We start from the raw sequence: 13,121 nt of genomic DNA, 5'->3' as shown, positions 1-13,121 counted from the left end.
AAAGAGCTACGTGAGCAACTAAAATTTACTTATGCAAATGGGGCGTGAAGGGTAGCCTCAGCTTCGACATGTGTCGTATCGACAGCCAATTGTTCCTCTTTCTCAATAATTCCATGTTCAATATTAAACTGAACCATTAGTTGTCTGGCCTTTTTCCATAATCCCGTTTCAATCATAACTTGATCAAATCGCTCAAAGGTTTTGAGTGATGGAACCTGTGTAAAACCACAAACGGTGCGAAAATCTGAGTTTCCGGCAACTTGAAGATGAACACTTGAGACCATAACTTCAACATAGAGAAGAGGAGCCAAGAGGAAGGATTTGAATAGTTAATTACATTTTATGTGAATTATCTTACGGATTTGAGAAGCTACCCTGTCACTATGCCTATCATAAATATGTAAAAAAATACCTCGTGTTTGAATTTTCAAAAAAATAAACTTAAAACGATATACATGTTATACTAATTGTAAACGCATACACTGTTCAAAAAAACCGATGAAATGAGTGATTACTATGTTATTAGAAAACCTAATACATCGTTTTGAACTAGTAAAAGAACGAAACCCATTACATGCCAATGAATTACTAGATTATATTCAAAAAAGTTATATTTATGGAGAATTATCTATTGTTGAATATAAAAAACTTTTTTTTGAACTAGACAAACTTAAAGCAAAAAAGCCAAATTCATTTTTTGTAAAACAAGACCTTTTGCCTTTGAAAAATGTAAATTAAGTTCTACACTCTAACAAATCACATTTTGTGTTCACTGCCATATTATATTCATTTCTAGTTATCGTAACTCTAGGAAGTTGACAAATTTAGCCCCCCTTGGCTATCAAGGGGTTTTAGCATGTCCTAAATTTCTCGTTTAAATACGGATTTATAAATAAATACTACAAAAACTTCTAGCCCTTCTTTAACAATATCAATAACACGTGTTGTAAAAATTCACTTTCACTGTATCTCTTCAGTGGTGCATATAAGAACTTCTACAATATCCACTTGATTCCCTGCTCATAAATATTCATCGTATTCCTCCTACACTGCAACTTTTGCTTTTCTCATTTTTTTAAGTCCTCTGAATAATCATATTTGTGTTCAATAAGAGTAACATTTGTAGGAATCAGGTATGAGTGTTATGGATATTCATCGTGAAGTTGGTGTTGCTCGTAATACCATTTATAAAATACAAAGAGAGCTGTCATAAGAATATCAAGAATAAAGCCCTCTTATACTCAAGAGGGCCTAGTTTTTAGGATTGGCTTTTGTAGAATGATTCTTTCCTAATCAATATTCCAATTTTGCTCCATTATAGATACCAACTTATTTAACAGCTTCTTTTAATTCTTTTCCCGGTTTAAAAGCTGGAACTTTAGAAGCAGCAATATCTATTTCTTCACCTGTTTGTGGATTACGCCCTTTTCGAGCTGAACGTTCACGGACTTCAAACGTACCAAATCCAATTAATTGGATTTTCTCTTCTTTAGCAAGTGTGTTAGAAATCGTTTCAAATAATGCATCCACAGCTGCTGTGGCATCTTTCTTTGTTAGTTCTGCTTGTGTTGCAACAGCATTTACTAAATCTGTCTTATTCATATTCAAACACCTCGTCTTTTTATTAATGGATATTATGTAGAGATATCAGCATATCATTTTCTGTCCCTTTATAAAATTAGCTAAAAGCTAAAAGGAAACGAAATCCTGTACCCTAATTAATTGTCTTTTCTTTTCCTTTTAGCTTTAATGATACTGTAACATAAAAATTAATGTCCTCAGTCTCATTAAATTCCACGCCAGATAGGTTCGGTCTAACATCTAATATGATTTCCTTATTAGGATTCAATTGTTCGTATTTATTTTTTATTTCCTTTAACTCATTCTCTAATTGGACTTTAGTATGTACTGGAATCATAAACACTCCAAGTTCCCTCTGCGTCAATCTTCTTTTCCCCCTCCTGTTTGCTATTCTAATTTGACATAGAGGAATAAAACTCCTCTTTTTTTACTTTTTCAAAAATTACTAAGTCCTAAAAAATAACTTGTTCTAAAAATGGATAGACATCAGGAAAGTGCGGTTATCTATACTAAGAAAATCATTAGTATTTAAAATATTCTAAGAAGAAAACTTGAATGGAAAGTTACTTTGAATACTTGATATCTTACCTCAGTAAACAATGTATTCAAAGAGTGAAGATTGAAAAATAAAAAGGGGTCTGCAAACTACATCAAACAAGTACAGTGAGTTCGGAAATTCCATGAAAAAGGTGCGAACCAACGAAAAGACTTTCTTCACAAATTAAGCTTCAACTTAGCGGAAGATTATTCGGTTATTGCTGTAGAAAATCTAAATATCCGAAACATGCTTGCTTATAAATGTGAAAGATATGGTGGTATGCTTATCAAGGTAGAACCAAAATTCACTTCTCAAGATTGCTCTTGTTGTAACAATCGAGTAAAGAAGTCTCTTTCTATTCGCACTCATATTTGCACCAAATGCGGGACGGTGATTGATCGGGACTAAAACGCTGCATTAAACATCCTACAAAAGGCATTAGAAGAATTGCTTGTGGCAAACTGAATATCAATCACTACTGTAGGGCAAGGTTGTGTCCGAACGGTATAATCTACGCCTGTGGAGATTGTGTAAGACATAGTGGGAAACCCCCACTATGCTACGGTTGATGAATTAGGGAAGCCCCTTCTTCAAAACAACCCGAAAGGGTGTTAAGGAGGGGTCATTCACTATCATATTACAGGTTTGATTTCTTGCGTTTTTATTAATTGTAATAGGTTGCGCACTGCATACGAAAAACCATCTTCATCATTTGTCTTTGTTACTAAATCAGCTTTTTGTTGAATATTTATAGGGGCATTACCCATCGCAATAGAAGTGGTTGCTACTTCGAATTGGGCGAGATCGTTGCCGCCATCTCCGAAAGCATAAATCTCCTCAAAGGATAGATTCATGATATGTTGGTAGCGTAATAGAGCTCTTCCTTTTTGAGCCTCATTTGAAGTTATTTCTACATTATTAGGAAAGGAAGAAGCCATCGCTATATTAAATTTATTAGCTAATTCCCTTTTTACTTCTTCAATTTTTTCTAGTTGCTCATTCTGAACCAATGCAATTAATTTGTAGATTTTAAGATTTTCTTTGTTTAATATTTCATCGTAATTATATTCATGGAAAAGAGTGCATAATTCTTTATTACTCTTATGATGTAATGGAGGCAAAGTGGAAGGGAAGCCACCATAATTAGTATATACGAGAATCCATACTCCTAATTTTTGTAAAGTAGAGAATATTTCTTTATAGGAAGTAATAGATATCGTTGTCTCGAACAATAGTTCTCTTGTTTTTGAGTATAAAACAGAACCATTTAAACAAAAAATAGAAACCTCCATGTTTTGTATAGCTTTGATTTTTATTATATCTGCGTAAGCTCGACCTGTGTTTAATATGATTTCATAACCTTTATCTTGCAATTCATTTAAGGCTAACGTATTTTCCTCGGATATTTCATGCTGAGAATTCAATAATGTACCATCTAAATCAATTGAAACACATTTCATCGTTTCATCCCAATCCTTTCGTCTCTGTGAAATTTTTCTCGGACTTACTAGACTATGCTAAGAATGAATACAGCCCACTAAACCCGAACCTCCTTTATAACCAAAGAATCTTGCTTTTGATAGAATTCTTTTGGTGATAAGTCTAAAAGAATTGAATGCATACGTCTGTAGTTATAGTAGATCATAAAATTGGTAACTTCCCGGTAGGCCTCAGCATAGGTTTCAAATTGCCATCCGGATAGGCGATCATCTTCAAAAATTCGATGAAAAGACTCAATATAAGTGTTCATATTTGACCTTCTTGGTGGTATTCTTTCGTGTTCAATTTTAGATTTTTCACAAAACTCTTCGAAGGTATGGGAAATAAACTGTGGCCCATTGTCTGTTCGAATCACGGATTTTTCCAGTTTATCGAATTGTTGGCGTTTCAGTATGGCTCTTTTCAAAGTCTGTTTTACATCGCAGCTTAATCCCATGTGATAGGCTATGATTCCTCTGTCAAAGACATCGATGATGGACATCACAAAGAAAAAGCGATCTTCTCCTTCGACATTTCCATATTTAATATCAGCTTCCCAAAGGTGATTGGATCCTTTAATAATGCGATTCCGTGCTAGTTTCCTAGAATAGGAGACTTTCTTTTGTCGCTGGGGTCGTAAGATCCCAAGTTCCTTGCGTAAACGATAGACTTATTTCTTGTTAATAATCAGTTTGTATTTCAGACGAAGTACTTTTGTTTACTTGCGGTAGCCATAGTTATCACCATCGCCTGCAATTTCCTTTAATAAAACTTCTTTGATTTGTTCGTCTGAAACTTTTTGACCATTCTCTTTGAAGGAATGACCTGATGATGGACGTCCCTCACTCACCTTTTTCTCTTCCACACGATAGTTCTTTTGATAATAATAGGTGGAACGAGGAATTCCGATAATTTTGAGCACTTTAAAAATGGAATATCCTTTTTTATCCATTTATCAGCTACTTCAAGTTTTTCAGTGAGTGAAGGTTTTGCTTTTTTATTAAATCCCGTAGAATTGCTATTTCAAGGTCTTATTCACCTAATAGGTTTTTAGTTTTTCGTTTTCTTTGGATAACTCTTTGAAATCAAGATCCGGCAGAACAGCTACACCTAAAATAAAGTATGATATTCACTTTTTTTCTTCGTATATCTGTGAATGAGCTTAGAAGGTAAAAAAATGATAAGTGTTAAATAGTCAATAAAGGTATCAAGGCAAAAATAGAATGAAAAATAGTTAGTCTATATTTTTCACAAAAATTCCATTTAAATTTTCTCTTTTATTGAGTATCTATCAGAATAATATGTCACGACTTTTTCCACTTTTACTATGTCCATAAGTCTTCTACTTGTTTCCGTATTTGGGATAAAAACTTCCTACTAAATTGGTAAAAGTGTAACAGTATCGATCCTTTCTAGGTTCTCGATCATTGTATACCATGATTTTGGTCTATTCGATAAAATTGTGTAGTATCGTTTTAAAAACCTTACAATAAGCTCCGTTTGTAATTCATTGATACTTTCTTTAACTGGAAGAAAACAAAGGTCAATTCCTGTTACGGATTCCCCATCATTGTTCCAGGATGGATGGACATAAGGAAAATCAAGACGCTTATAACCAAGATGAGACAATACCTCACGGCGGACATATGGATCCATAGGCTTAACACTGCCAAATTCATAATGGTCTACTTGGTAAGGATCGTAGATTTCGGCAAACATACCAAATAACTTATTTCCATTTTTTTCCACCAAAAGGTTCAAATCATTTAGCCTCATATTAGATAAAAATGGACCGATGCCGAGACCAGCCTGACCAATAATCGTAAAATCTGTCATTGCGATATTAAAGTCTTCATAATAACGGTACTCTGTCGCACCTAATACTTTCTTATTTTGAACTGCAACAAAAACACGAATATCAGGGTCTTCCAAAGGCTCTTTCCACAGATCAAATTCTAGCACTTCTTCTGAAGGGAATACTGCTTGCATTAATTGATGTAATTGTTTAAAGAAAGGATCTTGTATACTTGTAATTCTATAATATTCCATTTTCACTCTCTCCTTGTTATGATATTAATCAGAAAAAGGGATTTTTCCATTCCATTAGTGTCCCAAAATTACACGATTCTTCATCTTCCAAGTAGTTTGCAACTACCTGAACGGGGGTACGACCACATCGAAGCAGGAAGGTGATAACAGGGTCTTTTATTTCACCTTTTATAACAGATTTCAAGTATTGGTCCGGCGTCATCTCATTCACCTTTTTATGATATCCAGGCATTCTTCCTCCGCCTAGCAATTGGTCCAGTCCTATTTGAACAACGACTTCATACATCGATAACATTAGCCATTTTCCTAATCCGAGTTTTCGATAGGATGGACTCACGCTAATATCCACGACATAGAGCGTATTACCATCGGGCTTATGGTTCCGAATATAACCATTGTCCGTAATTTCTTCCCATGTATGTTCCGGATGTTTGGAATTAAAATCAACCAACATTCCAGTCATTGAACCTGTAATTTTACCATCAATTTCTATGCAAAGGGCACCATCAGGGAATAAAGTAACATGATTATACAATTGTTCCCTATTCCACCATAATTCTGGAGGAAATGGTGGAGGAAAACTTTCCTGTTGAACGCGGATTAAATCTGAAAAGTCCTTTTCTTTATAATTTCGAATTACAGACGGGATAGGACGATTCTGATCGAAAACAAAAAACTCTTTTTTATACACTATATTCACCCCTAATATGTGAGCAGTGAGCTTTTTTTAGGTTCCCAATCTGGATATAAATCTGTACGGCGATCCCGCCATGTGGTGACAGAACCACTTTCACGAACTTGGTATAACAGTTCCAAATTTAAATCAGCTGTTACAACCATATCTTGATTCAATTCACCTTCTACTAGGATACCGCGTGGGGGAAAGTGAATATCGTTTGGTGTAATCACTGCCGCTTGACCAAAATTCGCTCGCATAAAGTCAATCGTAGGAAGGGAACCTACTGTGCCGGTGGTTACTACATAGATTTGATTTTCTATTGTCCTTGCATGACTGGTGTAACGGACACGATGGAATCCATGACGATCGTCGGTACAAGAAGGACAGAAAATTATATCTGCACCCTTTGCTTTCGCCATCCGAACTATCTCTGGAAATTCAATATCATAGCAGGTCAACATAGCAATTGTACCTTTATCAGTTTTGAATACTATCAGGTTTTCACCAGGAGTCAGGTTCCATTCTTTCATTTCAGTTGGAGTAAGATGAAGCTTTGATTGTTCCGCAACTCTTCCATCTGGATAGAATAAGTGAGAAACGTTGAATAACTGGTCTCCTTTACGAAGGACATGGGTTCCACCAATAATATGCATCTTTTTCTGAATCGCAAAATTTTTAAATAAAGATTGATACTGTTCTGTAAAATCTGGAAGATCTTGAATAGTCAAGGGATGTCCTTGTTTAGTGCCAATAGACAATAGCTGTGTGGTGAAAAACTCAGGAAACAAAATAAAATCTGAATTAAATTCTTCAGCTGTTTTAATATAATGTTCTACTTGTTTGGAAAATTCTTCGAATGAACTTATTGTATGGAGATGGTATTGTACTGCTGAAACTCTTAGTTTCATAGTCTCCTCCTTTCATATCCTCACTCTATAAAAATTTCGCCTCATCCATGTTGTATTAATTGTTATTATTAGGCACATAATGATTTTTAACAAGAACACACTTTTCTAATATAAAGTGAGAAAATGTATACCTTAAAGATATACACTAAGATAAATTTGGAATATAAAGGAAATCTATAAAACCTCGTTTAAGGAAAAAATGGTCAAATATTATTTAGAGGAAAAAAATAGCCCCGTTGAATTAGGGGAAGGGCAAAATATTGGATATTCTGACCAAGTTAGGTATGGTTTTTTATTTTTCAATCATTTAGTTTATTTTGTTTTTTCTAACTTGATCAGTGAATGCTTATTGTAGTGTTACACTCATATCCTCATAACATGATAACGAAAGAAAGGGGACAAAGGGGGAATTGTTGTTAATTCTTAGGCTATATTATTAGATGGGTTTGGTTATTCTTTTAGTTTTTTAAAACCGTTTCCATATAATTTTTCCCCCATTGATACATAGACTCAAGAATTGGCATCAGACTTTCCCCATGCTCGGTCAGTGAATATTCCACTTTTGGTGGTACAACTGGGTAGACTTCACGATGGACAATGAGGTCTTCTTCTAGCTCTCTTAGTTGATTAACGAGCATTCTTTGGGTAATACCTGGCATAAGGGACTTCAGTTCGTTAAATCGTTTGGTTCCCTCTTTACCTAGATGCCATAAAATAAGCATTTTCCATTTCCCTCCAATTACAGCGAGTGACAATTCTTTTTCACAGTTAAATGTCTTATCAATAATGTGTCTCATTTTTTCCCCTCCATGTAAAGTAGATTTACAGTATAATTCTTAATACTATATGATCATAAAGTGCATACTTACGAGTTTATATTTTGCGCATTATACTTGAATAAATAAAAGATTATACAGTTGAATAGGTTAATAGTATACTTTTTGATACTATATGCTTTTAAAATACATACTTATAATTTTATATTATACGCATTATAATTGGATCTGTATAGGTGGAAACAAGTACAAAAGATAGTATAGCCTTGTATAGGTATATGGGACACTGGAGGAGCCCTAATTAGTGAATTAAAAACCAGTGTTGTTAGTAGTCTCAATCGTTTTTATCAATTAGGCTCATGTGGAAGCTAGGGTTGAGTTATTTCCTGATGGTGATATAAACTGTGCTATTGCTACAGAAATCTAAGGGCAAGTCGCTGATTTGTCAGTTGGATTATCTTGAAGGGAGTTAAAAAGAAAAGAAAGTTTAAAGTAAACATTTTCTTCTACACTTTAGAAAGGAGAATGGAAATGCCGTTAGTTTCGATGAAGGAAATGTTAATTCAGGGAAAAGAACATAAGTATGCGGTTGGACAGTTTAATATCAATAATCTTGAGTCTATCCAGGCAGTTTTACAAGCTGCGCAGGAAGAGAAGTCCCCCGTTATTCTCGGAGTTACTGAAGGTGCTGCTCGTTACATGCGGGGGTTTAAGTCCACTGTCCAAATGGTTGTAGCGTTAATGGAGGAGTATAAAATAACCGTACCAGCTGCCATTCATCTTGACCGTGGTTCAAGTCTAGAAAAATGTGTGCACGCTATCCATGCTGGGTTTACTTCAGTTATGATCGATGGATCTCATTATCCACTAGAAAAAAATATTGAAATAACAAAACGTGTAGTAGAAATAGCACATTCTGTTGGTATATCTGTAGAGGCTGAGCTTGGTTGTATCGTTGGACAAGAAGACGATCGAAACTTTGAAGATGTTGAACCTATGCATGCGATCCCTGCTCAATGTGAACAATTGGTTCGCGAAACAAGAGTAGACTGCTTTGCACCCGCATTAGGTCCTGTACACGGTTCAACAAATGTGAAACCTAATCTTGGATTTCATCAGATGAAAGAAATAATGGAATTAACAGGTGTTCCACTTGTTCTTCACGATGGATCAAGTATTCCATTAAAGGATATTCAAAAAGCAATTTTGTTTGGTTCAGCAAAAATTAACACTTGTACAGAGAGACAGATTTCTGCTGCTAAAGCTGTTAGGGAAATATTAGAAACGAGACCAAATGAATACGTTCCTCATAAGTTTCTTGCACATGCTCGTGAAGCGATTAAACATACAGTCAAAGGTAAAATGCGTGAATTTGGTTCATCAGGTAGAGCCCAATTAAGGCATGAGATCTTATATAGATAAAATAGGTAAAATGCGATTGATAAAAAAGTAGACATTTCATTATTTTAAAATTCATTAGTTAACAAACAATTTTTTTTCTGAGATAAACTTTTCTCAGATTGTCATTGTTATAATTTCTCGTAATTAATGTATAAGTCAGTCATTTACTTATTCTTTGGTGTGATAAACAATGATTTAAATAAAATTTAATTTATTCGTTTTCCAGTTTGATTTTTCATGGTCATGTCTTTGATCAAATTTCCCATATGATATGGAGGAGAAAAAAGATGAAAATTGAGGTTTTAAAGTCAGAGTTACTTGCAAAGATTGACGCTACACGTAAAGAAATGATTAAAAGTGCTGAAGTTAGAGGCTATGCAAGTGAAAAAACAGTTAGATGTAGCCAAGAATTGGATATGTTTTTAAATAAATACCAGCAAATCTTGTTTGAGGAGGGAAATAAAACAGAGGGACCTTTTCGTCAATTTGTAAAAACAATGAAGAATTTGACCTTTCAGGAGGGAACTTTTACAAGTAGTGGACAAATAATAAGCAACAAATGTTCAATGTTGCATTAATTTACTCTAAATAATCCCGATGTTTAATGCATACAAAAAAATCATTTATAATGAATGAACGAGTGGTTTCCTGTCCAATTCCAATTCAAAGGATGATTCTTACTAGACAGATTTCCGAAAGAGATGTTGGTTAAGATAGGGAAACTGCTATTTAAATAAAATAGAAGAAACTCGTCAAGAAGAAGCAAAAACTCGTGTGCAAATCAGGGAATTAAATCGAAAAGACGCTGAATTTCTATGTTTAATTTAATAGTGATGATGGTTTTGTCAACGAAAATAAAGATAAAACATATGACATAAGATAGAACGATATATATGTTAAAAACATTATTAAAATATTTGAAAGTAAAGACTTGTCCCTTTGTACCGATCTACTACTAACCAAGAGAACAAAGAATAATACACAAAAATTCCACGAATTAGTACGACGACCACACAATTGAAATCAAAAAACAGAAGACAAACATCAGTGTAAAAATAGAAAGAACAAAATACTAAAAACTATTGAGATCGCAAACGTTTCCCTATTTGTTTATATCCAAAATAAAAGAATAATGACTTTGAATAATCCGAGTGGAAGATCCATAGGGATGTAAGTCGTGTTTTTAAATCTATTGGCTCCCAACGAGCTTAAAGAATCAATAGAGTAGAGTTACTTAATATTATTTAAAAGTGCTTCTGAAAAGTTTTTTTCCAATCAAGGAGTCATAGAAATTAACCAAAGACTTGATTTATATATTATGAGATATAATGAAATATAGAGAGAACATTGATATATCAACAAAAACACATGGTGATTTCTCCATTTTGAAAAGCCATGTGTTTTTATATGCAATGTGATTGTTTGGAACTCTGAGGTGAACCAGTTAGATTTTTTTTGCTTTTTATTTATTAAAACAGTTTCGATTTCGGGTGACTTTTTTGAAAATGCCCCCCCAAAAGAGCCGTTAAAAGTACGGGCACCTTTTTTTATTTGCATTCGGAGCATAATCCTTTTATTTCAAAAAAATGATGAGTTACATTAAATCCTGTTTTACTTTGAGCGAATTCTTCTACTTCCATTAATTTTGGATAATAAAAATCCGTTATTTTTCCACACGAGTTACATATAACATGGTAATGAAAGGAAGTTACCCATTCATAGCGACTAGCTGCTTCCCCAAAGTACAATTCATTTATAAGACCATATTTCTTAAAACACTTTAAATTATTATAGATGGTGGCAATCGTTAAACTAGGTAATAAACTCTGTAAGTCCTTACAAATTTTATCTACTGTTGGATGTGATTCAGAGCTAGATATATAGTCCAAAATTGCCAATCGCTGGGACGTCATCCTTACACCTTTTTTTTGTAATATGTCAAATCCTTGCTTAAAACGTTGTTGATACATATTCAGTACCCCATTTATATTTTTTTCGAACACTATAGTATTAAAGAACATCTCATAGTGACTAGTTTTATAATTCAGAAATATTTTATGGAAAATATACTGATAATAGACACCGCAGATTTCTAATAATAAAAATATTCGTTTTGTTAAATCTATTATTATATTTTCGCAAGTAATTAAACAGGTGTTTTATTTAAGGTGATTTCCAGGTTTGTTACTGATGGTTCATGGCTTTGATTTTCCCTTTCATTTTCGAGGGAAAACAATTGAGTGAAAATGTCTAACATTTCAGTTTTGTTTAAGTTATCCACCACCAAATGTTTCATATTTATGAGTGGTTCATGAAGGATCTGATTTACGATTGATTTTGAATATTTTCTAATAACCTTAAGATCATGTTCCGTTAAATTAGGTAATTTATTTTCTATTTGAAATACAACTTCTTCTTGAATCATCATAGACCTTTTTCGTACTCTAGATATTAAAGGAATTACCTCAAGAGTATCTAACCACATCTTAAATGTCTCTACCTCTTTTTTTATAAATACCTCTATTTTACGTGCTTCTCTAGCACGATCTTGAAGATTCACCTTAACGATACTTTCCAAATCGTCAATATCGTACAAGAAAACGTTATCCATAAAGCCTATTTCCGGATCAATATTTCTAGGTACTGCAATATCAATCATAAATAATGGTTGCTTTCTTTCCTCAATAATAGCTTGAATTTGTTGCTTTTTAATAATGTGTCCGGCTGTATCTATTGAACTAATAACAATGTCAGCATCAATCAACGCTGATGAGATCTGATCTAAACCTAAAGCCACTCCGTTAAATCTTTCAGCTAATTCCATGGCATGACCATATGTTCGGTTCACTACAAGGATTTTTTCCACCCCGTTTGAATAAAGGTGTTTTGCAGTTAATTCACTTATTTTACCTGCACCAAGTATAACAACTGTCTTGTCAGAAATATTATTCAATATTTTCTTTCCTAGTTCAACAGCTGCATAACTTACAGACACGGGCTGTTGACCTATTTCGGTATTGGTATGAACATATTTTGCCAATGTAATTGACTGCTTAAATAATCTATTAAATATTTTATCAGTTGCTTTTAATTGTAGACTTTGGATGAAAGCATCTTTTACCTGACCTAATATTTGTGTCTCACCTATAACCAATGAATCAAGCCCACATGTCACACGAAAAAGATGACGAATTGCTTCATCGTTTTCTTTAACATATATTATATTTTCAAGTTCAGATTCTTCCGTATTAAACCACTTAGCTAGAAAGGCTATTATACTATTCCTTCCGGTATTTATTTGATCAACAACACTATAAATTTCTGTACGGTTACATGTACCAACTATTACACACTCTTGTATACCATTTCGAGATTGCAACGTTTGAATAGCTCTCAATAGCATTTTTTTATTGAAAGCAAAACGCTCCCGGATTTGAACAGAGGCTGTTTTATAGTTTAATCCAGTTACTATGATGTTCATATTTATCACTCCAATATTCTCTAAATAGATAAACTCAGTTTTATTTGGTATTGGACGTCAATCGATGAAAATCATAATCCGTCACAAATGGAATTTTGGTTTACAAATCCTTAATAATGGGGAGAGTCATCGACCCATATATATTGATGACTCTCCTAAAAAATCATTTTTATTAAAATTGGCGAGATCATACTGATTCTAGAGGTCCATTTAATTGTTCTCGATACCA

At 33.7% G+C, this 13,121-nt stretch carries 18 protein-coding genes and 1 pseudogene; 6 read left to right on the top strand and 13 right to left on the bottom strand.

Going from position 1 to position 13,121, the window contains the following annotated elements:
• Positions 1-29: 29 nt before the first annotated feature.
• Positions 30-284, bottom strand: a complete 255-nt coding sequence (locus JN080_RS18760; RefSeq protein ID WP_256237510.1) for a hypothetical protein — start codon at positions 282-284, stop codon at positions 30-32.
• A gap of 232 nt (positions 285-516) precedes the next feature.
• Here JN080_RS18760 and yppF point away from each other — a divergent pair, with 232 nt between their 5' ends.
• Positions 517-738: a YppF family protein gene (gene yppF / locus JN080_RS18755; RefSeq protein WP_256237509.1), complete on the top strand. Its 222-nt coding sequence runs from the start codon at positions 517-519 to the stop codon at positions 736-738.
• Between the two features lie 397 nt (positions 739-1,135).
• On the top strand, positions 1,136-1,213 hold the full coding sequence (locus JN080_RS29920) for a hypothetical protein (RefSeq protein WP_375141702.1): 78 nt from the start codon (positions 1,136-1,138) through the stop codon (positions 1,211-1,213).
• 116 nt (positions 1,214-1,329) lie between these two features.
• Here the strand turns inward: JN080_RS29920 and JN080_RS18750 are convergent, their stop codons facing one another.
• Entirely contained in the window at positions 1,330-1,602 is a 273-nt protein-coding gene (locus JN080_RS18750) for an HU family DNA-binding protein (RefSeq protein ID WP_256237508.1), read from the bottom strand.
• A gap of 112 nt (positions 1,603-1,714) precedes the next feature.
• Positions 1,715-1,945, bottom strand: a complete 231-nt coding sequence (locus JN080_RS18745; RefSeq protein WP_256237507.1) for a hypothetical protein — start codon at positions 1,943-1,945, stop codon at positions 1,715-1,717.
• Positions 1,946-2,260: 315 nt separating this feature from the next.
• Between JN080_RS18745 and JN080_RS18740 the strand changes: the two are divergent.
• Positions 2,261-2,359: pseudogene (locus tag JN080_RS18740) on the top strand (hypothetical protein); the annotation flags it as partial.
• A gap of 6 nt (positions 2,360-2,365) precedes the next feature.
• Positions 2,366-2,527, top strand: a complete 162-nt coding sequence (locus tag JN080_RS18735; RefSeq protein WP_256237506.1) for a transposase — start codon at positions 2,366-2,368, stop codon at positions 2,525-2,527.
• Here JN080_RS18735 and JN080_RS18730 read toward each other — a convergent pair.
• From JN080_RS18730 to hxlR, 8 genes are all read right to left on the bottom strand, one after another.
• Positions 2,524-2,658 (bottom strand): hypothetical protein, encoded by a 135-nt coding sequence (locus JN080_RS18730; protein WP_256237505.1) that lies wholly within the window; start codon positions 2,656-2,658, stop codon positions 2,524-2,526. The two genes, JN080_RS18735 and JN080_RS18730, sit on opposite strands and share 4 nt — an antisense overlap.
• Positions 2,659-2,751: 93 nt before the next feature.
• Entirely contained in the window at positions 2,752-3,579 is an 828-nt protein-coding gene (locus tag JN080_RS18725) for an HAD family hydrolase (protein WP_256237504.1), read from the bottom strand.
• Between the two features lie 77 nt (positions 3,580-3,656).
• Positions 3,657-4,178: a DDE-type integrase/transposase/recombinase gene (locus tag JN080_RS18720; protein WP_256237545.1), complete on the bottom strand. Its 522-nt coding sequence runs from the start codon at positions 4,176-4,178 to the stop codon at positions 3,657-3,659.
• Between the two features lie 138 nt (positions 4,179-4,316).
• The gene (locus tag JN080_RS18715) at positions 4,317-4,550 is read right to left on the bottom strand and encodes a hypothetical protein (protein WP_256237503.1); all 234 of its coding nucleotides are present in this window, start codon (positions 4,548-4,550) and stop codon (positions 4,317-4,319) included.
• A 425-nt stretch (positions 4,551-4,975) separates the two neighbouring features.
• The gene (locus JN080_RS18710) at positions 4,976-5,647 is read right to left on the bottom strand and encodes a GNAT family N-acetyltransferase (RefSeq protein WP_256237502.1); all 672 of its coding nucleotides are present in this window, start codon (positions 5,645-5,647) and stop codon (positions 4,976-4,978) included.
• A 28-nt stretch (positions 5,648-5,675) separates the two neighbouring features.
• Positions 5,676-6,338: a GNAT family N-acetyltransferase gene (locus JN080_RS18705; RefSeq protein WP_256237501.1), complete on the bottom strand. Its 663-nt coding sequence runs from the start codon at positions 6,336-6,338 to the stop codon at positions 5,676-5,678.
• Between the two features lie 11 nt (positions 6,339-6,349).
• Positions 6,350-7,234: a carbon-nitrogen hydrolase family protein gene (locus JN080_RS18700; RefSeq protein ID WP_256237500.1), complete on the bottom strand. Its 885-nt coding sequence runs from the start codon at positions 7,232-7,234 to the stop codon at positions 6,350-6,352.
• 458 nt (positions 7,235-7,692) lie between these two features.
• Positions 7,693-8,031 carry a transcriptional activator HxlR gene (gene hxlR / locus JN080_RS18695; protein WP_256237499.1) on the bottom strand — a complete coding sequence of 113 codons (339 nt, stop codon included), beginning with the start codon at positions 8,029-8,031 and terminating at the stop codon, positions 7,693-7,695.
• A gap of 510 nt (positions 8,032-8,541) precedes the next feature.
• Here hxlR and fba point away from each other — a divergent pair.
• Complete coding sequence (fba, locus tag JN080_RS18690; protein ID WP_256237498.1) at positions 8,542-9,432, top strand: class II fructose-1,6-bisphosphate aldolase; 891 nt, start codon at positions 8,542-8,544, stop codon at positions 9,430-9,432.
• 266 nt (positions 9,433-9,698) lie between these two features.
• On the top strand, positions 9,699-9,989 hold the full coding sequence (locus JN080_RS18685; RefSeq protein ID WP_256237497.1) for an aspartyl-phosphate phosphatase Spo0E family protein: 291 nt from the start codon (positions 9,699-9,701) through the stop codon (positions 9,987-9,989).
• A gap of 969 nt (positions 9,990-10,958) precedes the next feature.
• Here the strand turns inward: JN080_RS18685 and JN080_RS18680 are convergent.
• Together JN080_RS18680 and hemA are read right to left on the bottom strand one after the other, a co-directional pair.
• Positions 10,959-11,381: a Fur family transcriptional regulator gene (locus JN080_RS18680; protein WP_256237496.1), complete on the bottom strand. Its 423-nt coding sequence runs from the start codon at positions 11,379-11,381 to the stop codon at positions 10,959-10,961.
• A gap of 176 nt (positions 11,382-11,557) precedes the next feature.
• Positions 11,558-12,892, bottom strand: coding sequence for a glutamyl-tRNA reductase (hemA, locus tag JN080_RS18675; RefSeq protein WP_256237495.1), 1,335 nt, complete (start codon positions 12,890-12,892; stop codon positions 11,558-11,560).
• Between the last annotated feature and the right edge of the window lie 229 nt (positions 12,893-13,121).

This window comes from Bacillus sp. EB600 (assembly GCF_024494385.1).
Lineage (GTDB): Bacteria > Bacillota > Bacilli > Bacillales > Cytobacillaceae > JAEVLT01.
The sequence above is the reverse complement of the archived record's forward strand: the minus strand, read 5'-3'. Positions and strand labels throughout refer to the sequence as shown.